24 protein-coding genes are annotated in these 23,332 nt (G+C 49.6%); 21 read left to right on the plus strand and 3 right to left on the minus strand.

From position 1 onward, the window contains the following. Positions 1 to 77: 77 nt before the first annotated feature. The 9 genes from METMI_RS0117705 (at position 78) to METMI_RS0117745 (ending at position 6,287) form a co-directional block, all read left to right on the plus strand. Complete coding sequence (locus METMI_RS0117705) at positions 78 to 611, plus strand: hypothetical protein (RefSeq protein ID WP_019867635.1); 534 nt, start codon at positions 78 to 80, stop codon at positions 609 to 611. Positions 612 to 716: 105 nt separating this feature from the next. Beyond that, the gene (locus tag METMI_RS0117710) at positions 717 to 980 is read left to right on the plus strand and encodes a helix-turn-helix transcriptional regulator (protein WP_019867636.1); all 264 of its coding nucleotides are present in this window, start codon (positions 717 to 719) and stop codon (positions 978 to 980) included. Then, positions 980 to 1,501, plus strand: coding sequence for a hypothetical protein (locus tag METMI_RS0117715; RefSeq protein ID WP_019867637.1), 522 nt, complete (start codon positions 980 to 982; stop codon positions 1,499 to 1,501). Before METMI_RS0117710 ends, METMI_RS0117715 begins: the two co-directional genes overlap by 1 nt. Further along, on the plus strand, positions 1,498 to 1,737 hold the full coding sequence (locus METMI_RS0117720) for a hypothetical protein (protein ID WP_019867638.1): 240 nt from the start codon (positions 1,498 to 1,500) through the stop codon (positions 1,735 to 1,737). The genes METMI_RS0117715 and METMI_RS0117720 overlap by 4 nt, the downstream gene beginning before the upstream one ends. Positions 1,738 to 1,801: 64 nt before the next feature. Then, positions 1,802 to 2,770, plus strand: a complete 969-nt coding sequence (locus METMI_RS0117725; RefSeq protein ID WP_019867639.1) for an IS1595 family transposase — start codon at positions 1,802 to 1,804, stop codon at positions 2,768 to 2,770. A 145-nt stretch (positions 2,771 to 2,915) separates the two neighbouring features. After that, positions 2,916 to 3,764 (plus strand): toprim domain-containing protein, encoded by an 849-nt coding sequence (locus METMI_RS0117730; RefSeq protein ID WP_019867640.1) that lies wholly within the window; start codon positions 2,916 to 2,918, stop codon positions 3,762 to 3,764. Then, a complete protein-coding gene (locus tag METMI_RS24515) occupies positions 3,761 to 5,680 on the plus strand; it encodes a hypothetical protein (RefSeq protein WP_019867641.1) in 1,920 nt (639 codons plus the stop codon). Before METMI_RS0117730 ends, METMI_RS24515 begins: the two co-directional genes overlap by 4 nt. Next, entirely contained in the window at positions 5,677 to 6,009 is a 333-nt protein-coding gene (locus METMI_RS0117740; protein ID WP_019867642.1) for a hypothetical protein, read from the plus strand. The genes METMI_RS24515 and METMI_RS0117740 overlap by 4 nt, the downstream gene beginning before the upstream one ends. Further along, on the plus strand, positions 6,006 to 6,287 hold the full coding sequence (locus METMI_RS0117745) for a hypothetical protein (protein WP_019867643.1): 282 nt from the start codon (positions 6,006 to 6,008) through the stop codon (positions 6,285 to 6,287). The genes METMI_RS0117740 and METMI_RS0117745 overlap by 4 nt, the downstream gene beginning before the upstream one ends. A 754-nt stretch (positions 6,288 to 7,041) precedes the next feature. Here METMI_RS0117745 and METMI_RS25690 read toward each other — a convergent pair. Together METMI_RS25690 and METMI_RS0117765 are read right to left on the minus strand one after the other, a co-directional pair. After that, positions 7,042 to 7,782, minus strand: a complete 741-nt coding sequence (locus METMI_RS25690; RefSeq protein WP_019867646.1) for a hypothetical protein — start codon at positions 7,780 to 7,782, stop codon at positions 7,042 to 7,044. Positions 7,783 to 7,961: 179 nt separating this feature from the next. Beyond that, the gene (locus tag METMI_RS0117765) at positions 7,962 to 8,711 is read right to left on the minus strand and encodes a hypothetical protein (RefSeq protein WP_156829890.1); all 750 of its coding nucleotides are present in this window, start codon (positions 8,709 to 8,711) and stop codon (positions 7,962 to 7,964) included. Positions 8,712 to 8,838: 127 nt separating this feature from the next. Between METMI_RS0117765 and METMI_RS0117770 the strand changes: the two genes are divergently transcribed. The 12 genes from METMI_RS0117770 (at position 8,839) to ntrC (ending at position 22,772) form a co-directional block, all read left to right on the plus strand. Then, positions 8,839 to 9,177 (plus strand): hypothetical protein, encoded by a 339-nt coding sequence (locus tag METMI_RS0117770; RefSeq protein ID WP_019867648.1) that lies wholly within the window; start codon positions 8,839 to 8,841, stop codon positions 9,175 to 9,177. Positions 9,178 to 10,123: 946 nt separating this feature from the next. Then, positions 10,124 to 13,366 (plus strand): restriction endonuclease, encoded by a 3,243-nt coding sequence (locus METMI_RS27515; RefSeq protein WP_019867650.1) that lies wholly within the window; start codon positions 10,124 to 10,126, stop codon positions 13,364 to 13,366. A gap of 12 nt (positions 13,367 to 13,378) precedes the next feature. Then, a complete protein-coding gene (locus METMI_RS27520; RefSeq protein WP_019867651.1) occupies positions 13,379 to 13,543 on the plus strand; it encodes a hypothetical protein in 165 nt (54 codons plus the stop codon). Further along, positions 13,506 to 15,113, plus strand: coding sequence for a type ISP restriction/modification enzyme (locus METMI_RS27525; RefSeq protein ID WP_083930389.1), 1,608 nt, complete (start codon positions 13,506 to 13,508; stop codon positions 15,111 to 15,113). The genes METMI_RS27520 and METMI_RS27525 overlap by 38 nt, the downstream gene beginning before the upstream one ends. Positions 15,114 to 15,154: 41 nt before the next feature. Next, positions 15,155 to 16,060: a HipA domain-containing protein gene (locus METMI_RS0117785; protein WP_019867652.1), complete on the plus strand. Its 906-nt coding sequence runs from the start codon at positions 15,155 to 15,157 to the stop codon at positions 16,058 to 16,060. Next, complete coding sequence (locus METMI_RS0117790; RefSeq protein ID WP_029151776.1) at positions 16,057 to 16,794, plus strand: HIRAN domain-containing protein; 738 nt, start codon at positions 16,057 to 16,059, stop codon at positions 16,792 to 16,794. Before METMI_RS0117785 ends, METMI_RS0117790 begins: the two co-directional genes overlap by 4 nt. A 761-nt stretch (positions 16,795 to 17,555) precedes the next feature. Beyond that, the gene (locus METMI_RS0117800) at positions 17,556 to 17,855 is read left to right on the plus strand and encodes a Mor transcription activator family protein (protein ID WP_019867656.1); all 300 of its coding nucleotides are present in this window, start codon (positions 17,556 to 17,558) and stop codon (positions 17,853 to 17,855) included. Then, positions 17,839 to 18,066, plus strand: coding sequence for a helix-turn-helix domain-containing protein (locus METMI_RS0117805; RefSeq protein ID WP_019867657.1), 228 nt, complete (start codon positions 17,839 to 17,841; stop codon positions 18,064 to 18,066). The genes METMI_RS0117800 and METMI_RS0117805 overlap by 17 nt, the downstream gene beginning before the upstream one ends. Positions 18,067 to 18,157: 91 nt before the next feature. Next, positions 18,158 to 18,757, plus strand: coding sequence for a hypothetical protein (locus METMI_RS0117810; RefSeq protein ID WP_019867658.1), 600 nt, complete (start codon positions 18,158 to 18,160; stop codon positions 18,755 to 18,757). Between the two features lie 393 nt (positions 18,758 to 19,150). After that, positions 19,151 to 19,867 (plus strand): YebC/PmpR family DNA-binding transcriptional regulator, encoded by a 717-nt coding sequence (locus METMI_RS0117820; RefSeq protein WP_019867660.1) that lies wholly within the window; start codon positions 19,151 to 19,153, stop codon positions 19,865 to 19,867. Between the two features lie 453 nt (positions 19,868 to 20,320). Beyond that, on the plus strand, positions 20,321 to 21,370 hold the full coding sequence (glnL, locus tag METMI_RS0117825) for a nitrogen regulation protein NR(II) (protein ID WP_029151778.1): 1,050 nt from the start codon (positions 20,321 to 20,323) through the stop codon (positions 21,368 to 21,370). After that, positions 21,363 to 22,772, plus strand: coding sequence for a nitrogen regulation protein NR(I) (gene ntrC, locus METMI_RS0117830; protein WP_019867662.1), 1,410 nt, complete (start codon positions 21,363 to 21,365; stop codon positions 22,770 to 22,772). Before glnL ends, ntrC begins: the two co-directional genes overlap by 8 nt. A 162-nt stretch (positions 22,773 to 22,934) precedes the next feature. Here the strand turns inward: ntrC and rsfS are convergent, their stop codons facing one another. Next, positions 22,935 to 23,288 (minus strand): ribosome silencing factor, encoded by a 354-nt coding sequence (gene rsfS / locus METMI_RS0117835; protein ID WP_019867663.1) that lies wholly within the window; start codon positions 23,286 to 23,288, stop codon positions 22,935 to 22,937. Positions 23,289 to 23,332: the final 44 nt, after the last annotated feature.

Below are 23,332 nucleotides of genomic sequence, written 5' to 3' on the forward strand. Positions count from 1 at the left end.
TTAGCGGGCGACAAGTGGGAGTCATTACCCTATTTCCGGTTAATCCCTTCGTAAGGGTTGCGCTTTAATGGGGCGTTATGAACAATAACCTTGATGACTTTACAAATGCCTTGGCGGAAAAACTCAAGCAAGGCAACCCAACTCCTGATGAGATCAGGCGGCTAGCTAACCAATACACAATGAAGCCTAAGCGCGGAAGACCCCGCAAAAAAAACCCTGTGACACCTAAAGAGACGCTTGCAAGGGGAAGGCCGCGCAGTGATGAATCAATGAATACCAAATTTAAGGTAATGATTTTGTGGGTAATGCTAGACCGTATTGACATGCCCCAAATGGCGAAGCGGGGAATTATTGCCAAAGTGACATACAAATCACGGGCATTTGTCGATAAGGCCATTGCCAAATTAAATGAACTTGTCTGTAAAAGGTTGATTGTTGCAGGTTATTCACATGAGAAAGGCATGGGGGTGCTTTTGCCAGCCGATGATGCCGAACGATTACAGGCCGCTTGGGAAGCGGGCGAAGATATTGATTCTATTCTTGAAAATCCAGAGCATTTTCACAAGCTGGAGCTTCCAAAAATCATTCTTCCAAAAATACCAAAAAAATAGAATTGTTTTTACGGATTTAAATCCGAATACAACCCAATCCCGTGACCGAATAATACAGCCATGCCCGCAGCATCCCGCTGGGGCGCAGACCTTCGCAGGTATGAAATGGCTACGCAAAATCAAGTTCTACCAGTCCTAAACCCTCTGTACCGCCGCCCGATTGTCGAACAGGCAACGGGCGATTCACGGTCAACTATCTACCGCAAAATCAAAAACGGCCTATTCACCAAGCCCGTGCCAATTGGCGGGGAGCGTGTGGCATGGCCCGCCAATGAAGTGGCGGCAATCAACCAAGCGCGTATTGCCGGAAAATCCGACGAAGAAATTAAACAGCTTGTTGTTGAACTGGAAGCGGCGAGGGTAGCGTAATGGACAGATTCAACGACACCGCCCAAGGCTGGCGCGTTGCCTACAATGGCTTGACGGATTGCCAACACGGGGTTATTCGGCTTCCCCCGTTGGGGATTGTTGGAACAATCAACAACCTAGGATTTCCGGCAAAAATCAAAGCATATAAAGTCTGCAAGCGCGACAGCTACAGCGTGATGGAACTTTTACGAAACCTGGTACAAGTTGTTAGTGAAATTGATCGCGGCTTGACGGATCGCTACCGTGGGGCTATTCTGTCCGCGCTGTCACCACATGTGACAGTCGGGCCCTCAACCCCGTTTAGATATGGCGAAAATCGCCGCTACCCTTTGCGGTATTTTTTTGCTCGTCACTTTTACGCGGCTTCGTGCCGTCTATTCATTATGGTGGCGCGTAGAGGGCCGCAGAAATGCGGGCCGGTACCATATCCCGGTGTTGAGAACCCGCTACGCGCCGCCTCCCGATTATTCTCAACAATCGGCGGCGGTTCATTCCTACTAGATATGGAGTCACCGCTATGAACAACACTCAGCCAAATTCCGCCCAAAATCCGGGCAACGACCAAACCACCGAAGAAACCCCACGCGCCCGATACGGCGTACCCAAGAACAGCACGGCCTTTGAAATGCTTTTCGAGACGGCGGCTGGGCATTTACACACCGACCAATTGCACTATCTGGCGCGTATGGGTGAAGAGGCCAAGCTCCAAGCGGAAAGCCTTTCATCCGGCCTCATGACATGGCTATGTCACCGTTAATTATGGAATCAACCCCCCAAAGCCCTGTCTGATCAGTTAACTGCCATTTGACGAGGACAAGCCCATGATTGCCGAAGACTTTAAGGAATTGCTGTCAAGCCTGTGCGGGCTTAACCACCATCAGCGAAACGTGGCCAAGGCCGCACTTGACCGTCAAACCGACCTGCCCGAAGTCATAGAAGTGGTTGAAACCCGCTTTGAGCTGAAACCGGCTTGTCCGCATTGCGCGGGTATCCTGCTGTCGAGGTACGGCTTCGCCAGCGGCCTGCAGCGCTACCGTTGCCAAAGTTGCCGGAAAACCTTCAACGCCCTGACGGGATCGCCCTTGGCGCGGTTGCGCCATAAGCCCAAATGGCCGGGTTACTTGGCGGCGTTGGCGGAGTCGAAAACGGTGCGCGAGTCCGCCGCCGAGGCGGGTGTCCACCGTAACACCAGTTTCCGGTGGCGGCACCGGTTCCTGGACGGTATCAGCCTGGACNNCCCCGGTGCGCTCGAAGGCATCACCGAAGCGGATGAAACCTATCTCCTGGAATCGGACAAGGGCAAGCGGAACTTAAGCCGCCAGCCCAGGAAACGTGGGGGCAGCGCCCAGAAGCGCGGCATCTCCNACGAACNGGTCTGCATCTTGGTGGCGCGNGACCGCTCCGGCCACACCCTGGATTTCGTCACCGGCAACGGCCAGCTGACCAGGACGCGTTTGTCGGAAGCCCTCAAGCGGCTGCTGGCCACGGACGCGCTGCTGGTCAGTGACGGCAACCCCACCTACAGCGCGTTCTGCCGGACGGAAGGCATCAGCCACGAAGCCGTCAACCTTAGCCAACACCAGCGGGTCAAAGGGGCTTACCACATACAGAACGTCAATGCCTACCACAGCCGCTTCAAGCTGTGGCTAGACCNCTTTCATGGTGTCGCCACCGACTATTTGCCGCACTATCTCGGCTGGCGGCGGGTCTTTGAGCAGCACCATAACCCAACACCCCAATGGCTGCTCAATGCCGCCTTGGGGAATTTTCAACAATCAACGGTGACATAGCCTTTCACAAAGCCCACAGGCACAAAAAAGCCCGCAAAATTAAACAATTAAGCGGGCTTTGGTGTACGGCTATGGCAATCAAACAGCAGGGTAATTATACCCGATTGCCTAGCTGTACGCTATCCCGCGATTAAGGATAGCCAACATGTGTAAAGAATTTCAAGACGTAATCAGGGCTGCTGGTTTAGTGCCGCCTGACCATATCCCAACAGGCAAAATTATCGCCTTTGCCGGATTGGACAAACCCAAAACCAACAAGGCGGCGCGTTGCCTTTTGTTCGATGATCGGCGCGGTGGCTGGTTTCAAGATTACACCACCGGACTTTTTGAAGTCTGGCAAGCCAAGCGCGAAAGCCCCTACACCGAAGCCGAACGCGCCGCATTCCGTGAACAATGCGAACGTGACCGACTGGCACGGGAACAAACCCTTATCCAAGCCCACCAGCAAGCCGCCACCAAGGCGCGGAAACTCTGGAAACGCGCCATTTATGCCGATGCCGGCAACGGTTATTTGCATCGTAAACAGGTGCAGCCCAACGGCACGAAAACGGGCGATTCAGGCAGTTTGAAAGGTGTGCTGATTGTTCCTCTTTACGATGAAAGCCTTAAGCTGGTGAACCTGCAATTCATCCAATCGGACGGCACTAAACGCTTCCTGACTGGCGGCAAAAAAAGTGGCTGTTTCTGGTGGCTAGGCAAAAAATCCGCCACCGTGTTGGTTGCCGAGGGTTTCGCCACGGCGGCAAGCTTATGTGAAGCCACGGGCCATCAGGTTTTTATTGCCTTTGACGCGGGCAACCTTGCCAACGTGGCTAAGATCGTCAGGGATAAAAACCCTGATGCCGACATTATCATCATGGGTGACAACGACGAGAACCGCACAGGCCAGAAAGCCGCGCACTTTGCGGCCTTGGCGTGTGGTGGAAAATACCTGATACCGCCTGTTATCGGGTATGACTGGAACGATGCCGTCAACGCGGGGGTGACGGTATGAGAGGATTGCCAAACCATGACCTGTTTGAAGACCTTGGCGACACCATCGACAAACCGCCTAAAACCCCAAAGAAACGGGGCAGAAAACCCAAGCCAAAACCTATTGAAGAAAAAACGGGGGTTATCGGTGGTACAGGTGGCACAGCCAGCAACGGCGGGGCTTCCAACGGTAACACCGCAAAAAGTGAAGGTGTTGGCGGTGTTACCGTCATTGACTTGGATGCCGCCATCGACCCACGGGAAAAAGCCACGCCAAATGTTCATTTGCTTGACCGTGACGACAAGAAAAAATCCCAAGCCACCCTTTTGATTGAGCTGGGGCAGAAAAACCGCCTGTTCCATTGCCCCAACATGGACGGCTACGCGCTGATTGGCGACTGTCAGGCCGTCATGGCCTTACGTTCAAGGGATTTTCGGGAACACCTCAGCCATGCCTTTTTCAAGCTCACTGGCAAAGGCTGCAATGCCAACGCCCTGACCGATGCCTTAGCCACGCTTGAATCCATTGCCAAGTTCAACAACCCTCAGCACGACGTGTATATGCGGGTGGCTAATCTGGACAAGTCCCTCTACCTTGATACAGGTTGCCCGGATTGGCGGGTTATCGAAGTCACGGCGGATGGCTGGCGGACGCTGGACAGATCGCCCGTGAAATTCTTTAGAAAACGCGGTGCGATGGCTTTACCCGAACCCTCGACCCATGGCGACATCACGTTATTGTACAAATACATCAATGTGGAAGCTGCACAACTCCCCTTAGTTGTAGGCTGGCTATTATGTGCCTTGGCGGGTGTCAAACCCTACCCCATCCTGATATTGCAGGGCGAACAAGGCACGGGCAAAAGCACCACCAGCCGGGTGTTGCGCTCATTGGTTGACCCGTCCACAGTCCCCTTGCGCTCACCGCCGAAAGACCCGCGTGACTTGTTGGTGTCGGCAGGCAATAACCATGTCGTGGTGCTGGACAATCTCAGTGGCCTATCGCCGGAATTGAGCGATTGCCTTTGTCGGCTTAGCACAGGCGGCGGTATCGACCTTCGCGCCCTGTTCACCGACAACGAACAGGTTTTGATCGACATCCAGCGGCCTGTGTTAATCAACGGTATTGATGATGTGGCGACCCGCCCCGATTTGGCGGAACGCTCCATTATCATCAACCAGCCCGTGATTGGGGGAAGCGACCGCAAAGGCGAACTGGAATTCTGGAAAGCCTTCGAGACCGCCAAGCCGCTGATATTGGGCGCATTGCTGGATGCCTTGGTTGCCGGATTAAATCACCGTGATAGCGTCAAACTCCCTTATAAACCACGCATGGCGGACGTGGCGCAATGGGTGACGGCGTGTGAACAGGGCTTGGAAAGCGTGGGCAGTTTCATGGCGGCGCATGAGAAAAACCAGAACGAAGCCGTCGAATTGGGCTTGGAGTCTAGCCCTATCGGTTCAGCCATCATGACCTTGGTGTCGGAACGTGAGCGGTGGCTAGGCAAGCCCACTGAATTGATGGTGGCCTTGGCGGATATTGCGGGTGATTCACAAACCAGGTCGAAAGCCTGGCCACAATCGCCCAAAGGTTTGAGCAACGCCATAAAACGGCTGATGCCTTCATTGCGTAGAGTCGGCATATCCATTGAAGAAAGCCGGACTATGACGGCGCGGCAATACACAATAGTGAATACGGGTTTTTATGCGTCATATCCGTCATATCCGTCATGTGATGACCACAGCCCACAGGCGGCGCGGCCTACAGCCATGACGGATAGAATTGAATCCATGACGGATAGGCCAGTTATGACGGATAGCATGACGGATAGGAAACAGCCGCAAGCCACGGACGGCGTGGGCTATGACACTTATGACGGATATGACGCTTACAAACCCACCCTTCACGTTTTTGATGATGACAAGGGGGTTATATGAGCCACGCCCTAACCAAAATCAAGGCCGCTGGATTTGTCGTGGAGCTGGACGGGATGGACTTAGCGGTAAGTCCGTTTTCCAAACTCACGCCGCCCCAAGTGCTGTTCCTCAAAGCCCATAAGGCCGAAATCATCCAAGAGTTGAAGCAGGAAAAAGCCAGTAACGATAACCATGCCCCCGAACATGTCTTGGTGGAAGACGATCGCCACTATTGTAGCGAATGCCAACACCTGAATTACCTAGGCCGATGTAAGGCAAGCCCGACCCGGTACAGTCCAGCGGACACCCACCCGCGCCGATGCGCAATTTACTTAGGAATTAAAAAATGAACAACGAAGTTTTCGAAAGTTTTCTGACCAGTTATGAAATTGGCGTACTTACTCAGACACCTCATAAGCGTGTCTTGGAACGGGCCTGTGAAACTTTCTTGGCAGCCAACATTGATCCCAATCAGTTTTGGTATGACCAGGAATGCCCGCCACGTAAAGTCTTAAGCCTAACCAAACCATTAGCCATCATTGCCTTGAATCACGAATGGTATAGCGATAAAGCGCGGGCGGCGGTGCTGGACGTGTTCGCTACTTGGGAGCGTAACGTGCTGGATTAAACATTAAACTAAGAGGAATTTGAAGCCCAACGTGACGGTAAGGGGCTGCCCGTTGGTTGCCTACAGCGGAGCCGCCTACCAATGAAAACCAAAAACTTCGCCAGCCATAATGGCGGGCAGTCCCTTTGATCGGCTTGTTGGGCATGATGAAGCACAAAAGCCCTAAAGCCGCCAACAACCCAAACAAAAACTAACCCCGGCCGCCCCGCAGTGACGGCAACCCCGCCGCACCCGACAGGCCGGAAGTGGAAGCCGGAAACCCGGCCGGACAACCGCCAGGCAAAAGCCAAGGCTTCAAGCTTGCCCAAAACACCAACCAAGCAAACCGCCAAAACTGAAGGGGACGGTTGCGCCACCGCCGCCGGACGGAAACCCCAAACAGCGACATGCCGAAGGTGGAAGCCGGAAACCCGACCGGACAACCACCGGGCAAAATCTAAACCCCAACTTTACCCAAAACCTTGGCCAAGCAAACCACCGATGCAGGACAACACACCCGCTACAGCACCCGACCGCCCAAACCAAAGGGGACACAACCCGCAAAACGCATACGGGAACGGCAAAGCCAACAATCCGCAGCATTCAGGGATAACGCTGAAACCAACCCGCAAAAAAACTAGACAACGGCAACCGACAGCCCGAAAATCACCAGCGCCCCACAAGCCTAGCCGACAAGCTGAACCCCGCCCGGACTAAGGCCGCCCAACGCAAAGCTCAGCGGCGGAGCGTTAGCGGAGTCCGCTGGAGCGTTGAGTTAGACCAAGTGCTTTCTAGCATCAGCTTCAAAGGCAGAAATCATACCGTCTATATTCTTTACAACCTCAGAAGCCTTTCCGTCTTTATTGTTATTAATGATCCCATAAATAATTGATGAATATGCTTCCGCGATTTCTTTTGCCTTAGATGAAAGGTCTTCGCCAATCCAAAATGAGCAAGAATTCACGGTTGCCATTAACTCAGAGGTTTTAGAGCCAAAATCGTTAACAGATTCAAGGTAAGATGCCCTATATGACTCTTTTAGATTATCATCTTTTGAAACAATATCGGCCATGTCCTCAAATGGTCCGGTGCAACTTTGTCTTGCAAAAGCGGTAAGCATCGCATTAAATGCTTTATCGCATTCCCTAATTTTTTGTACAACTAATGATATATTCTCAACTTCCTTATCTTTGTTTTTATTTTGCCGATCAATCTCATTTTTATAGTTTTCCAAGGTTTTGCTTAAAATGAGCGGAGCAGGATTAAAGAAAAAGATAATTACAAACACTGCAATAGCGCCACCTGCACGAATTAGCAGTTCCGTGCCTGTGCTTAGCTCAAGATTTATGAATCCTGGAATCATCGCCGCAACACCTGAAGCAGCAAGAGAAAGGATGATACGAAAGACGTTGTATTGAAATGCTGTTGGATTTGGATATTTAACCGCAACAACGAGAAGCGTAATAACAAAAGATACGCCAAAAAGAAATGCTATGGTTATTTGTGCAATTTCCATGATTTAAGTCCCGACGATCAACATCTAACGTTACGGTAAGGGGCGCGCCGCATCTGCGGACTTAAGCGAAGCCCCCGAACCTTGATAAAAACCAAACTTCAAAACCGCCAACGGGCGACGCGTCCCTTTGACTGACTTGTTGGGCTGTAAGCAGCACACCGCAACTAAACTAACACTTCCTATGATCCCTTACTAACCATCATTAGTATGCTTCCGCATTCGTTTGTTCGAATTGTTGGAAACCCTCGAGCTGTCAGAACAGGGCAATCAAGTAAGCCACAAAGAACTGTCATTGAAACGATTTGCTTTTTATTTGGAGTCTTAACGCTTGCCCATTCATCGTAATGTCGAAAATTTGCGGCGGCTGCTGCAAATATTTCACCAATCGAAAAACCTTTAATCGTTGGACTAGCCGATTTCCATTCATTGTCTGACACATTTAAATCTTGCTTAAACCGCTGAAGAAGATTGTTTAGAACAACAAAAATTGAGCCTGCTAGAACTGAAGATACTGACTGGCATTCAAGTATGTTGCTGGTTACTTCGTGATATTCTCTCGGTTCACGACTTAACGATGGCCCCTCGTCCCGTTCTCTTGCTTTAGATAACTCGTCAAGCTGTCTTGATGCTCGAAGCATTGGGATAAATAATTCATTTATAGTGGATTCACTTTGACGCCATCTTTCTACTAGCCTAAATATAGCATTCGATTGTATGTTACCCATTTGCAAATCACCGTCACGAGTTATCGCTAAATCACCGTTTTTGTTTACTTGGAGATCAATTCTGCTTTTCAGGTTTTCCAGTTGAAATTGTGCAAGAGTTTCATCATATCCTTTTAGAGGCATCGTTAATTTCCGTTTTGTCAAATGATAAATGAAAGCATATTGCTGATGAAATTTAGCTGTAACGATTTTTAATAAGCCCAACGTTACGGTAAGGGGCTGCCCGCGTGATGGCCTACAGCGGAACCGTCCACCTGTGAAAAAACCTAACTTCGCCAGCCGGAACGGCGGGCAGTCCCTTTGACTGGCTTGTTGGGCATGAGGATGACGCTTGGCTCGAATCGGAAAAACCCGCCGCACCGCACTGCCGCACAACGGGAAAGAAACTAACCCCGCCAGGCCCGACAACACCCAACTGAAACCAGCCCGAAACCACCAAAACCGCCAGCCACAAACCAGAAAACCCAACCGGCAACCGCACAGCAAAAACGAACCGGACAACCCGCCAAAAACCCAAAGCCAACAAACCGCCAGAAATGAAGGGAACGACAAAAACCTATGCCGGACAAAAAACTTACAGCGGTGGCAAGCCGCCCAAGCCACAACTTCCACAACCCGCGAAACCGATACGGAGACGACCCTGTTGCCAGCACGCAGAATTCAGAGATGACGCTTAACCCAACCCGCAGAGAAACCAAGCAAAGCCAACCGACAGCCCCCACGCCGCCGCCAATTTACAAGCTCGGGACAACCCCCAACCCACCCGGACTAAGACCGCCCAACTTCGAGCTAAGCACCGATTCCTCGGCGACCTGAACGGAAGGGGGATTTGGGGCTTGCCCGTTGGTTGAAAGGTGTGGGGCTGACCGGAATCGTGTGCTTTAGCGAGTTGTTATACCACGCGACAGGGCAGACCCCAATAAACAAAAATGCCGCCAAATTTTGCAAAACACCGGTAGGTGAAGCGAAGCCGCCTGAGGTCGCATCAACGCTTCCAGTTATGCACTTCAGGCGGCTTCGCTTCACTAATAGCATTTTTGGCGGAATTTTGCAATTTTTTGTTTAATATCAATAGGGAAGCTTGATCGTGGGGAATAACGTTAAGTAGGCACCTAAATAGGCACCTAAAAAGGTGTATTGAATTACACACAAATAGGTGCATAAATTTTTATCAAGTTCATATAAATCAATAAAATAAGACTATATTATTTTGATATGGGCTTATTTTTGCCATTGATTTATACACCTCATCCAGAATTTTCCCCTTGATCTTGGCAGGCTTTTATCCTTTTCAGAACAATCATTGCCAATTCGCTTTTTGATTTTCCAAAAACGGCTCAAAAACTAGCATTGAATCGTCACAAAAAATATTAACGATTACCTGAAAAATAGTGAATTTCCCACTACCTCTAAAAAGCCGTTGTTTTACTTTGGTTTTTTCTGAAACTATTTTTTACCATCAGGGGATTTCGGCCTGAAATAAGCACCCTATTTTCAAAAACAACCGCCTTATTTGCCTATATAGCCATAGCGTTACGGCGCAAGCAAAATGTCCATTTCCCAGAATAAATAGGATAGACTTACCCCATCCTATTAGCCACACCCCGCATTAATACATGACCGCCCTACAAACCCTGCTCAACACCTACCGCGAAGCCGCCCAAACCCACCGTGAAAAAGGCACTTATTTTGAAGACTTGATTTGCACCTACCTTCGCAACGAAGCCAGCTATAAGGATTTGTACAGCGATGTGTGGACGTATGGCGATTGGGCGCGGGAACAGGGCTTGGACGCGCGGGACACGGGCATTGACTTGGTGGCGAAAACCCAAGGTACGGACGAATACCATGCCATCCAATGCAAGTTCTATGAAGAAGGCCACCGGGTGCAAAAATCCGACATCGACAGCTTTTTCACCGCCTCCGGCAAAAAGCCCTTCACCCACCGGATTATCATCAGCACCACTGATAACTGGAGCGAACACGCCGAGGACGCGCTGCAAAACCAACAGCCGCCCGTCAGCAAAATAGATTTGAACGACCTGGAAAACAGCCAGATTGGCTGGTCTCTGTATCAGCCAGATAAACCGCCAGTACTCAAACCCCAAAAAAAATTAAGGCCACATCAAACCAATGCTTTATATGGTGTTAGGACAGGCTTAGAAACCGCCAACCGTGGCAAACTGATTATGGCCTGTGGCACAGGCAAAACTTTCACTAGCCTAAAAATTGCAGAACGTTTGGCGGGAAAAGGCAAGCGTGTGTTGTTTCTTGTACCTAGCCTGTCCTTGTTGTCGCAAAGCCTCACCGAATGGACGCAAGAATCCGCCACGCCCCTGCACAGTTTTGCCGTGTGTTCCGACAGCGACATAGGCCACAAGCGCAAAAAAGACGATGACATCGTGCAGACCTTCACCCACGAATTGCGCTACCCCGCCACCACCCACGCGGGGCAGCTTGCCAAGGAAATGACCAAACACCACGACAGCCATCACATGAGCGTGGTGTTTTCCACCTACCATTCCATTGAAGTTCTCAGCAAAGCCCAAAAAGAACACGGCTTGGCTGATTTTGACCTAATAATCTGCGACGAAGCCCACCGCACCACGGGCGCAACCTTTGATGACGATGACGAATCCACCTTCGTCAAAGTCCACGATGCCGGGTTTATCAAAGCCGCCAAACGCCTGTACATGACCGCCACCCCGCGCATCTATGGCGGCATGGCAAAAGCCACCGCTGAAAAAACCAACGCGGCCTTGTGTTCAATGGACGATGAAGCCCTGTACGGCAAAGAGCTGTACGTCATCAGCTTTTCTGAAGCGGTCAAACAGGAATTATTGGTCGATTATAAAGTGCTGGTGTTGGCAATAGACGAAGCCCACGTCAGCCAACGCCTGCAAAAACTCTTGGCGGATGACAACAACCAACTGAAAGTAGACGATGCCGCCAAAATTGTCGGCTGCTGGAAAGCCCTGTCCAAACAAGGTGCAAGTCAAGACCTAACCGACGATGCCGCGTTCATGCGCCGCGCCGTGGCCTTTTGCCAAGTCATCGAACCCGCCACCAATCCCAAAACCCACAAAGTCAGCTCCAAAAACATCGCCAAGATGTTCAAGGCCGTCGTGGATGCCTATCGGGAAGCCGAAATCGAAGCGGGTAACATCGCCCAACCTGCACTGGAACTGCAATGTGAGGCCGAACACATCGACGGCAGCATGAACGCCAGCGAAAAAGAAACCAAGCTCACTTGGCTAAAAGCGCAAACGCCCGACAACACCTGCCGCATCTTAAGCAATGTCCGTTGTTTGTCCGAAGGCGTGGACGTACCCGCCTTGGATGCCGTGCTGTTTTTAACCCCGCGCAATTCGCAAGTGGACGTGGTGCAATCGGTGGGGCGCGTTATGCGCCTGGCCCCGGGCAAAAAGCGCGGCTACATCATCCTGCCTGTGGTAATCCCCGCTGGCGTAGAGCCAGACAAAGCCTTAGACGACAACAAGACCTACAAAGTCGTCTGGCAAGTCCTGCAAGCCTTACGCGCCCATGATGACCGCTTTGATGCCATGATTAACAAACTGGATTTGATCGGCAAAGACACCAGCAAAATGGAAGTGATCGCCATCACCGACAAAATCCAGAAAAAAGCCAAAAAGCCCGCCGACACCAACGCGAATACCGCCGCCAAAGCCAAACGCGAATACGGCATTGGCGAAACCGTCAAAAAGCCCAAACAAGAAGACATCATAGAAACCTTTGAAGTGGACGACATCCAACGCGCCATCTACGCCAAAGTCGTGCAAAAATGCGGCAACCGCAGCCACTGGGAAGATTGGGCGAACGACATTGCCAAAATCGCCCGCACCCACATCACCCGCATCCAAGCCATCTTAGACACGCCGTCCAACACCGAAGAAATCGCCGCTTTCAATGCCTTTGCAGAAGAACTGCGCGACGACCTCAATAACGCCATCACCGACACCGAAATCGTCGAAATGCTGGCCCAGCATCTCATCACCAAACCTGTATTTGATGCCCTGTTCCAAGATTACAGCTTTGCCCAGCACAACCCCATGTCGGTTGCCATGCAAGACATCCTGGACAAATTGCAAGAACACCACCTCGACAAAGAAGCCGACACCCTGAAAGCCTTCTACGACAGCGTGAAAATGAGGGCGGACAAAATCGAAAGCGCGGCGGGCAAACAAAAAATCGTCGTCGAGCTGTACGACAAATTTTTCCGCAACGCCTTCCCGCGCATGACCGAAAAACTGGGCATTGTCTACACGCCCGTGGAAGTGGTGGACTTCATCATCCACAGCGTCAACGACGCGCTACAAAACGAATTCGGGCAAACCCTGGGCGATGAAAACGTCCACATCATCGACCCGTTCACGGGCACCGGCACGTTTATCACCCGCTTGCTACAAAGCGGCCTGATTAGCCCCGAACAACTGCCCTACAAATACCAACACGAAATCCACGCCAATGAAATCGTCTTGCTGGCCTACTACATAGCTGCCATCAACATCGAAGCGGTTTACCATGACATCGTTGGCGGTTCTTACCAGCCTTTTAATGGCATTTGCTTAACCGACACCTTCCAGCTCTACGAAAAAGACGACCTGGTCAGCCAAATATTGGTGGACAACAGCGCACGGCGAACCAAGCAAAAAGCCTTGGACATTCGCGTCATTATTGGCAATCCACCGTATTCGGCAGGACAAGAAAGCGCGAACGACAACAACGCCAACGTGGCCTATGAATCGCTGGACAACAAAATCCGCACAACTTACGCGGCGCACTCCACCGCCACCAACAAAAACGCCTTGTATGATTCCTACATCCGCGCTATCCGCTGAGCCAGCGACCGCGTGGGCGATAGCGGCGTAATTGGCTTTGTCACCAATGCCGGATTTATCGAAGCCAACACCGCCGACGGTTTACGTAAATGTTTGGTGGATGAATTCAGCAGCATTTATGTGTTTCATTTGCGCGGCAATGCCAGAACATCCGGCGAATTACGCCGCAAGGAATAAAGACAATGTATTTGGTCAAGGAACGCGCACCCCGATTGCTATCACCATCTTTGTCAAAAATCCCGAAGCCAGCAGACACGGCAGAATCTACCTGCACGACATTGGCGACTATCTGACCCGTGAACAAAAACTGGAAAAGGTTAGCAGCTTTAAAAGCCTGAACGGTGTAACGGCTGCGGACGGCTGGCAAACCATCACACCCGACCAGCATAACGACTGGCTAAAGCAACGGGATGATAGCTTTGGCGGATTTATCAGTTTGGGGGATAAGAAAGATAAAAATGCGGCGGTGATTTTTGAGAATTATTCGAGCGGCGTTAAAACTAATCGTGACGCTTGGTGTTACAACTTTTCAAAAATCACGCTTGCCAAAAACATACATGGAATGATTGATTTTTATAATGCGGAAGTGATGCGCTATAAAGCCGCTTGCCAAGGATTAAGCAAAGACGAATACCCATCAGTAGATCATTTTATCAATCCAGACACGACGAAAATTAGCTGGAATCGCGGGCTTAAAAATGATTTGAGCCGATTCACAAAGCACGACTATCAAGAATCGGCATTAGTGACAGGATTGTACCGACCATTTACCAAGTCCTTTGTTTACTTTAGCAAGTATATGAATGACATGGTTTATCAAATGCCACGCCTTTTTCCTGATCCAATGATAAATAATCGGGTTATTTGCTTAACTGGACGTGGGGCAACCAAAGAATTTTGCGCTTTTATCACCGATACCTTGATTGATTTGGAAATGGTGTCAAAGGGTCAATGCTTCCCCCTAAAACTCTACGAACCCGCACCAACCGATGCCAGCCAACAAGCCAACGACCTAAAACCACAAACCGACCTGTTCAGCACCGAACGGATCGCGCCAACGGCGGCAGTTTCTGGGCAAATGGACGAACAGCCGCGTTATACCGTTAAGGATGGCATCACCGATGTCGGGCTAGCCCACTTCCAAGCCGCTTATCCTGACGAAACCATCAGTAAAGAAGACCTGTTTTATTACATCTACGGCTTGCTGCATTCCGAAGACTACAAAGCCCGCTATGCAGACAACCTGAGCAAAGAATTGCCGCGCATCCCCTGCGTCAACAAGGCGGCGGATTTTTGGACGTTCAGCCAAGCAGGGCGGGCGTTGGCGGAACTGCACATCAACTACGAAACCGTAGAGCCTTACCCCGTGACAATGGAATGCGGCAGCACGGCGTTTGACGATCTGAAAGACGCGGATTTTTACGTCACCCAAATGAAGTTCGCCCACAAAAGCGATAAGTCCATCGTGGTCTATAACCCGAAAATCACGATTAAAAATATCCCGCTGGAGGCATACGCCTACATCGTCAACGGCAAACCCGCGCTGGAATGGGTGATGGAACGCCAAGCGGTAACGAAGCACAAAGACAGCGGCATCCAAAACGATGCCAATGCGTGGGCCATTGAAACGATGGGCAACGCCCGTTATCCCCTGGAATTGTTCCAGCGCGTCATCACCGTCAGCCTTGAGACGATGAAAATAGTCAACGCCTTGCCAAAATTAGAGATAAATTTACATGTGGTGTAATCCCAATAATCAACAATCCCATTTTTAACAGCAAAGGTTACATGACTGATTTTTACCCCATAATCCCAATTCCTGGTGATGCGCCCGTACAGCTCGAACAACAAGGGACTAAAACCAAATATTGGCTGTGTTTAAATGAACAGCAGCATTTATTTAAGATTGGCCGTGAAAACACAGGGGAAAACTGGGCTGAAAAAGTTACTTGTGAATTATGTGTCTTATTGGGTTTGCCCCATGCTCATTATGAGTTTGCGGTAAGGATGGATATAAAAGGCGTTCTCACTAAAACGATTGTACCGACTGATGGGAGATTGGTTATGGGCAATGAGTTGTTAGCGGAAATTCACAGTACCTATCCAGCACAGAAAAACTATAAAGTACAGGATCACACGTTAGGCCGAATTGTTGCCTTATTAAATAACCCAGAGATTTTATTGCCTATGGATTGGCAGCCACCCAGTGATGCCATACATAATGCAGTTGATGTATTTTTAGGATATTTATTGCTGGATGCGTGGATTGCTAATCAAGACCGACACCATGAAAACTGGGGTCTCATTCACCATAATGAAATTTATCTAGCCCCAACCTACGACCATGCCGCCTCACTGGGACAAAACGAAAGTGACGCAAAACGAAAAGAATTGTTAACTACTAAAGATAGCGGACGGCATATCACCCACTACGTAAAAAAAGCCCGTTCAGCAGTTTATTTAAAGAAATCTGAAAAAAAAGCATTGCTTACATTATGTTTGTTTCAGTTGCTTGCCGCCAAAAGACCTAAAGCGGCAAAAGTGTGGTTGCAACGATTAGGCGACATTAGCCCCGAACAGTGTCAAAATGTCTTTAACAGAGTACCGCCGTCTGAAATCAGTGAAACGGCGATTGAGTTTGCTATGAAGTTATTAGAATTAAACAAAAAGAGATTATTAGAGGTAGCACCATGAATCCCCTTTATATTGCATGGCAAGACCCAAAGTCACGCCTTTGGCATACGGTGGGGCGATTGAGTCGGGAAAGAGATTTATACACATTCGCTTATACCCAAGGTGCGCTAGCTTCGCCACACTTCAAATATTTGGGCAGAATGAGAGATGTATATAAAACATATTACTCACAAGAGCTGTTTCCGTTATTTGCTAACCGTATTTTAAACAGTTCACGACCAGAATACCCCGATTATGTACGTTGGTTGGCCATGAATCCTGATAAGGAAAACGACCCAATGCAATTGTTGGCCCGTTCCGGTGGTGAGCGTGCAACTGATGAGCTGTATGTTTATACCCATCCTGAAACTAACGATCAGGGGGAATTGGAATTATTTTTCCTTAGCAACGGTTTACGTCACCTTGATCCAGCCAGTCTACAACGTATTGGGCAATTACAAATGGGTGACAGTTTGGCATTACGGCGGGAAGCTGAAAATGAACATGATCGCTTTGCATTAGTGATTGAAACTGATGAACCCATTAAAGTTGGGTATTGCCCACGTTATTTAAACCGTGATTTATGTCAAATTATGGAAAATACCACTATTAAACTGACTGTAGAACGTTTAAATCATGATGCCCCAATTCAATTTCGTTTATTGTGCAAGGCTCTTTTTAAATTGCCCCCAGGATTTACATTGTTTGGGGATGATGAATATCAACTTTTAGGAGGGGAAGTTGTGGCAGCGTGATTAGGGTTTGTTGTGACTACTTAACACCTTGATTTACACCGTCAAGGATCGCATTACGAAACCGTTCATTACCGCTTTGAAAATCGTCAACGCCTTGCCGCCGTTAGATATTGCAGCCAAGCAAGGCTAGCCAATGAATCCGCCAGGGGTCGTGAAACGCGCCCCCTGTATAGGCTTGCCTATCAATACGGTATTTCCGTTGAAAGCAGGGGCAAGCCCAGTTATCCAAGCGGGTTATTTCCCATTTTCAACACGCTTTGGCTAAAGCCGTTTAGTGGGTAATATTTGGGTGCAGGTAGGCGGTATTCTGTCAGCCATTTTTTTCACCACAACTAATTGATTATTTTGTCTATCATCAATTAGTTGCGCAATTTGTCCGTGCATTACCGCAACTAAAATGTCACTCAAAAGTTGCGCAAAAACTACGCAAATGTCACTCAAAAGCTACGCAAAAGTTGCGCAAAAGTTGCGCAAAAGCTACGCAAAAACGGCCTTTCAAATCAGGTGGCAAAAATTACAGCCTTAATACATTCAATGGCTTAACCGTGATTGTTTCATGGGTAAACTCGACTAACCAAGATAGTTTCTTGAGTCCACTTAAACGTATTTTCTGAACCCCATCTGGGATGGTTATCTCTTAAGTCGGTCAAAGGGCATTATCCAAGCCAGTCCCGCAACCATCCACACATAGGAAAACCCCGCCTAAACGCCTTTACGGGAAGTGCTTTAATAACCTCACTTTCCCTCACTAGGCCATGCCCATGAATGACTTTTACCCGCTCTTGCACGAACTCATCCAATCCCACCTGACCGCCAATGCCATTGATGACGGACTGGCTGGCGGCATTGCCCAAAACATCATTGACGGCTTGGCAGACGGCTATGGAGGCCAAACGGTTTATCTGAAAAATAACTCCGCCGAGAGGATGGCGCGTAAACATCGGCAGATCGTGGCGGAATATGACGGCAAAAACACCATGGCGATTTGCCAGAAATACCGGATCACTTCCATTTGGTTAAAGCGGTTAGTAGCGAGGGCTGGAAATGAACCTGCCAGCTAATAGCCAATGCCAAAAGCAACGCTTGCTGGCTTACCTCAAGCAGCATGGGCGCATCACCACCTTGGAGGCCAGGACAAACCTGGATGTGTTCCATCCGGCGGCGCGGATTCAGGAACTCAAAGGGCAAGGCCACCACATCGTCACTTACCGAAGAATGGTGAATAGCGGCCTTGGCGACCACAAAATCGCCGAATATGTGCTACTGGCATGACACTGATACAAACACTGGGCTTTGCCAGTTATTCAAGCTACTGGCAAGCCATTAATAACAACCCCCAACCACCGATAAAGAAGGCAATATCATGCAACACGCCATTTATGAATCCGTTTATAAAACCCGCCACCCTGTTATCCAAGGCCTCAAACAGGCGATAGAGGTTATCAATTATCAAAAAACAGCAATTGACAGCCTAAGCCATGATAAAAGGCTCAAGGATTTGCCAGACAGGCTGAAAACGGCACTGGCTGAACTGGACTACATCCGCAACGCCATTTTTAATGCCTATGCGGACGACAAGGCAGCATCACAAGGCCGATGTATGCCGGAACTGGTGAAGCTTTGCGCCCGGCGGATGCTGAAAATACCCACCGAGATTGAAGGTAAGGAAAAGGGGTTCGAGTTCGCCCAACAACGCTACGATGACAAGGAGGAAAATTTAAGGAAAATAGGTTATACATCGGAGCAGGTGGCAAACTTCCTGAAGGATGAAATGGAAAAACCCTGCGAGGAAAGCCATAAGGCCGAACTGTCCGTACTCAGGAAAGAATTGGGCGCATTGGACGCCTTTACCCGCGATTACCCCCGATATGACCAGAGGCTATTGATCGGCACGCTGTTCGAAAACTGGAAACCGGACAATGCCGATGATTTTGACAAGGCGGCGGGGGCGTTGGCACAGTAACGGGAACGGCAACCGATTAAAGGGCCGCCTTCGGGCGGTTTTTTATGCCTTGGATATTTTGGGATTATCGGCAAGCAAGCGTAAAAATGGTGGCTTTATGGTGCAAAAACAAAAATCCTGAATCAAAGCCCCCTGTTTTGCCCCCTTTTTATATTTTATACCGCCGTAAGCCTTGATAATCCTAAGTCCATGTACTATAGCTTGGCCCCAAGACCCCGCAAGTTATCTGGCTTAGCGGGGTTTTTTATGCCCGCACGTTTCATACTGGAACACCAAACCGCGTTATTCTTGCTTTAGGCCGGCCATTTGACAGGGTGACTAAAAAGTTTTCCCTATGCCGCGAATTAACTGTAGAATTCGCAAATTTTTCTTTTTCAAAGGAGCGACAAGCAAATGGGTAGAGCCTATCAAAACCGTAAAGTGTCCATGGCCAAAACGTCTGATGCCAAGGCAAAGGTCTACAGTAAGTATGGACGTGAACTTTATGTTTGCGCTAAAGCGGGGGGCATCGACCCGGATGGCAACTTGGCATTGCGTGGCCTGATTGAGCGCGCCAAAAAAGCCCAGGTGCCTGCCCACGTTATCGAAAAAGCCCTCGATAAAGCCAAAGGCGGTGGTGGTGAAGATTTCGCCCCTGCCCGTTATGAAGGGTTTGGTCCCGGTGGCTGCATGGTGATTGTCGACTGCCTGACCGATAACCCCAACCGCACTTTCAACGATGTGCGCCAATGCTTCACCAAAACCAAAGCGAAAATTGGCATCCAAGGTGCGGTCAGCCACATGTTTGACCATTCGGCCATCATGGCCTTTGCACATGCTGACGAAGACACCGTCTTGGAAGCCCTGCTGGCGGCCGATGTGGATGTCTCCGACATTGAAAGCGAAGACGGCAAAATCACCGTGTTCACCCCTCCCGCCGACTATTTTAAGGCGAAGCAGGCCTTAACCGATGCCTTTGGCGAGATTGATTTTGATGTGGATGAGATTCAATTTTTACCTAGAAGCGTCACGGCGATCAGCGGTGATGACTTGGTATTGTTTGACAAATTTTTGGACATGCTGAATGAATTGGATGATGTGCAAAACATTTATCATGACGCCGAAGTTTAAGGCTTTATTTAGCGGCCTGTGACCGATACATTTAAAGTCCGGCGACCCTTTTTATATCCCCGCCACCAGATTAACCTGAGTTCTGGGCAAGGGCTCGGGTTAAGCAAGCAAAAGCCTTTTAAATCTGTTTGCGCTCCCCTCCTCCACCCATCCATTTTGTGTTTTCCACCCCATTACATTGACCAGGCGGGCGAATCCTTGACGCCCGTAAAAACACCCCGAACCGGGGCGTTTTTCGTTTAACCCTGCGCAAACAGCCCTAAGCACTAATTTGGTGAGCCCAAAACGACCTATTTTGGTGCGTTTCTTATGGGCCCGGTTATACTTGTTCCGATAAAGGTTATGCACATCACACAATGCATTATCCAAACGACGGCTTTCGGCCTTCTATAATAATTGGTCTAATAATTGCTTAGCCAATCAATGCAACCCAAATGGATTTCAATATATTTCATGTACAAACGCATACTTGACCATCTTAATACCGCAATCTTGCTATTTAATCGGGAATTAACGTTAACTTATATCAATACGGCCGGGGAAATTTTACTGGCTGATAGCGCACACCATTTGATCGATCAAAATGCCTGCGACTTGTTCAAATCATCCGACCCGGCGTTACTGCTTAATTTAAAACAGTGCTTGGCTATGGGGGAACCGCTAGTGGAGCGCTCATTGACCCTCAACCGCATGAGCCAAAACGTAACCGTTAACCTAAGCACAACGCCGTTATTCAATAAGGAAGAAATTATTGAAATCTTGATTGAACTTCAGCAAGTGGACACCCATTTGCGGATCTCTAAGGAAGAACGGCTGTTGACCCAACAAAATACCGCAAGATTGCTGGTCAGGGGGTTGGCACATGAAATCAAGAATCCCCTAGGCGGCCTAAGGGGGGCGGCGCAACTGCTGGACTTGGAGCTGACCGATCCCGAACTGAAAGAATACACGCAGATTATTATTGCCGAATCTGACCGCCTGCAAGGGCTAATGGATAAAATGCTCGGCCCCAATAAATTGCCCAATAAAAAGTTATTAAATATCCATGAGGTATTGGAGCGCGTCAGGCAATTGGTGCATGTTGAAGCTAGCGGCAACTTAATTATCAAGAATGACTATGACCCCAGCATCCCGGATGTTTTGGGGGACAAAGACCTGCTCATCCAGGCCATGCTGAACATTACCCGCAACGCGGTCCAAGCGACCGAAGGTAAAGGGCATATCATCATAAAGACCCGTATACACCGGCACATGACCGTGGGCCGCAAACACTACAAATTAGCCGCAAAAATTGACGTCATTGATGACGGCCCAGGTATAGACGCCGATATGTTAAACCAGATTTTTTATCCGATGATTACCGGCCGTGCCGAAGGCACAGGGCTCGGTTTGTCCATTGCCCAATCGTTGATCAATCAACATAACGGCATTATTGAATGTAACAGTGAACCTGGAAACACCGTGTTTTCAGTCTTTTTACCCGTGGAGAACGGCAATGAATAAGTCCGAAACCGTCTGGATTATTGATGATGACAAATCTATCCGCTGGGTGGTTGAAAAAGCCTTACAAAAAGCCGCCATCAACACCCGCTGTTTTTCGGGGGCAAAAGAATTGCTGGCCGCATTAGAACATGATTCCCCTGATGCCTTGATCACCGATATCCGTATGCCCGGCATGGATGGCCTGGAACTGCTCAAAAGGGTCCAAGACAGCCACCCCAACCTGCCCGTGATTGTCATGACCGCACATTCTGATCTGGAAAGCGCGGTTTCGGCTTTCCATGGCGGGGCATTTGAATATTTGCCAAAACCCTTTGATATTAAAGAAGTGGTTGACCTCGCGCATCGCGCTTGCATCCACGGGCGGCAACAGCATTCCGGCGCTGACGAACAAGCTAGCCAGGAAGCCACACCGGAAATTATCGGCGCCGCCCCCGCCATGCAGGAAGTGTTCCGGGCGATCGGAAGGCTAGCGAAATCGCACATCACCGTCTTGATTAATGGCGAATCCGGGACTGGCAAAGAGCTCGTGGCTAAAGCCCTGCACCGGCACAGCCCGCGCGCCAAAAACCCCTTCATCGCGCTGAACATGGCGGCGATCCCTAAAGATTTGATGGAATCTGAATTGTTTGGCCATGAAAAAGGGGCGTTCACGGGGGCGGCGGCACGGCGTTCCGGGCGTTTTGAACAGGCCAATGGCGGGACTTTATTCCTTGATGAAATCGGTGACATGCCCGCCGAACTACAAACCCGTTTATTACGGGTTCTGGCGGATGGAGAGTTTTATCCGGTCGGGGGGCATGCTTCGATAAAAGTCGATGTGCGCATTATTGCCGCCACCCATCAGAATTTGGAAGTGCTAGTCCAGCAAGGCCGCTTCCGGGAGGACTTATTTCACCGCCTCAACGTCATCCGCATCCACATCCCTCCCCTGCGTGACAGGAAACAAGACATTCCCTTGTTATTGCGGCATTTTTTAAACCAAGCCGCGCAAGAGCTCAACACCGAAATAAAAACCCTAAAACCTGAGGCGGAGGCGTTTTTAAGCACCTTGGAATGGCCCGGCAATGTCAGGCAATTGGAAAATATCTGCCGCTGGCTGACCGTTATGGCATCGGGGCGGGAAATCCATCTCCATGATTTGCCGCCCGAATTACTCAACACGCCGGCAGAAAAATTCAGTGCGGGGACGGATTGGGAATCGCTGCTAAGGACTTGGGTGGACCAGCAGTTGCTCAATAAAGAAAACGAAGTCGCCAAACAGACGATCCCTACGGTGGAAGCGATCTTAATCAAATCGGCGTTGAATTTTACCCATGGCAAACGCCACGAAGCGGCGATTCTGCTCGGTTATGGCAGGAATACCCTGACCCGGAAGATTAAGGAATTGGGGATTGAAGACTAAAGACCTGTTGATGCAGGTTGTTAACAAAGCCCCCGCGATTAGCACCGGAAAGATCATGTAACGGATTGGATCTGAGAATGAAAAAGGCGGGTTACCGCCCGCCTGGGACACCACCAAAAACCATTGGCAGGTGCACGCCTGTAATTGCACCCGCTGGCTTGCCTAATTGGCCGCGTAAGTTTTTTCTTTTGGCGCGTCAACCGACCACAGTTTTTCCAGTTGATAAAATTCGCGGGTTTGGGCGGTCATGGCGTGGACTATCACATCCCCCAAATCCAGCAATATCCAGTCTGAACCCAGATCACCTTCCATACCCAATGGGACACACCCTTGCTCTTTCGCCGCTATGGCGACATGTTCGCATAAGGATTTCAAATGGCGGCCTGATGTCCCCGTGACCAGCACCATGTAATCGGTGAAACTGGTTTTCCCCCTGACATCCAATGTGGTGATGTATTGGCCTTTGCGCTCATCCAAAACAGTTTGGACGATCTTCAATAATTCTTCTGTTTGCATTAACTACCTTAAATTAAAATGGCGTGACGTTAAAAAAATCTCAC

Origin of the sequence: Methylovulum miyakonense HT12, from assembly GCF_000384075.1 — a bacterium.
GTDB classification, from domain to species: domain Bacteria; phylum Pseudomonadota; class Gammaproteobacteria; order Methylococcales; family Methylomonadaceae; genus Methylovulum; species Methylovulum miyakonense.

Excerpts from the sequence above, each read along its gene's own strand:
- glnL (WP_029151778.1), top strand. The coding sequence starts at position 20,321 with ATGTACAAACGCATACTTGACCATCTTAATACCGCAATCTTGCTATTT.
- METMI_RS0117790 (WP_029151776.1), top strand. The coding sequence starts at position 16,057 with ATGAATCCCCTTTATATTGCATGGCAAGACCCAAAGTCACGCCTTTGG.
- METMI_RS0117740 (WP_019867642.1), top strand. The coding sequence starts at position 5,677 with ATGAGCCACGCCCTAACCAAAATCAAGGCCGCTGGATTTGTCGTGGAG.
- METMI_RS24515 (WP_019867641.1), top strand. The coding sequence starts at position 3,761 with ATGAGAGGATTGCCAAACCATGACCTGTTTGAAGACCTTGGCGACACC.
- METMI_RS0117705 (WP_019867635.1), top strand. The coding sequence starts at position 78 with ATGAACAATAACCTTGATGACTTTACAAATGCCTTGGCGGAAAAACTC.
- ntrC (WP_019867662.1), top strand. The coding sequence starts at position 21,363 with ATGAATAAGTCCGAAACCGTCTGGATTATTGATGATGACAAATCTATC.
- METMI_RS0117785 (WP_019867652.1), top strand. The coding sequence starts at position 15,155 with ATGACTGATTTTTACCCCATAATCCCAATTCCTGGTGATGCGCCCGTA.
- METMI_RS0117810 (WP_019867658.1), top strand. The coding sequence starts at position 18,158 with ATGCAACACGCCATTTATGAATCCGTTTATAAAACCCGCCACCCTGTT.
- METMI_RS0117800 (WP_019867656.1), top strand. The coding sequence starts at position 17,556 with ATGAATGACTTTTACCCGCTCTTGCACGAACTCATCCAATCCCACCTG.
- METMI_RS0117730 (WP_019867640.1), top strand. The coding sequence starts at position 2,916 with ATGTGTAAAGAATTTCAAGACGTAATCAGGGCTGCTGGTTTAGTGCCG.
- METMI_RS27515 (WP_019867650.1), top strand. The coding sequence starts at position 10,124 with ATGACCGCCCTACAAACCCTGCTCAACACCTACCGCGAAGCCGCCCAA.
- rsfS (WP_019867663.1), bottom strand. The coding sequence starts at position 23,288 with ATGCAAACAGAAGAATTATTGAAGATCGTCCAAACTGTTTTGGATGAG.
- METMI_RS25690 (WP_019867646.1), bottom strand. The coding sequence starts at position 7,782 with ATGGAAATTGCACAAATAACCATAGCATTTCTTTTTGGCGTATCTTTT.
- METMI_RS0117715 (WP_019867637.1), top strand. The coding sequence starts at position 980 with ATGGACAGATTCAACGACACCGCCCAAGGCTGGCGCGTTGCCTACAAT.
- METMI_RS0117720 (WP_019867638.1), top strand. The coding sequence starts at position 1,498 with ATGAACAACACTCAGCCAAATTCCGCCCAAAATCCGGGCAACGACCAA.
- METMI_RS27525 (WP_083930389.1), top strand. The coding sequence starts at position 13,506 with ATGCCAGAACATCCGGCGAATTACGCCGCAAGGAATAAAGACAATGTA.
- METMI_RS0117820 (WP_019867660.1), top strand. The coding sequence starts at position 19,151 with ATGGGTAGAGCCTATCAAAACCGTAAAGTGTCCATGGCCAAAACGTCT.
- METMI_RS0117805 (WP_019867657.1), top strand. The coding sequence starts at position 17,839 with ATGAACCTGCCAGCTAATAGCCAATGCCAAAAGCAACGCTTGCTGGCT.
- METMI_RS0117710 (WP_019867636.1), top strand. The coding sequence starts at position 717 with ATGGCTACGCAAAATCAAGTTCTACCAGTCCTAAACCCTCTGTACCGC.
- METMI_RS0117745 (WP_019867643.1), top strand. The coding sequence starts at position 6,006 with ATGAACAACGAAGTTTTCGAAAGTTTTCTGACCAGTTATGAAATTGGC.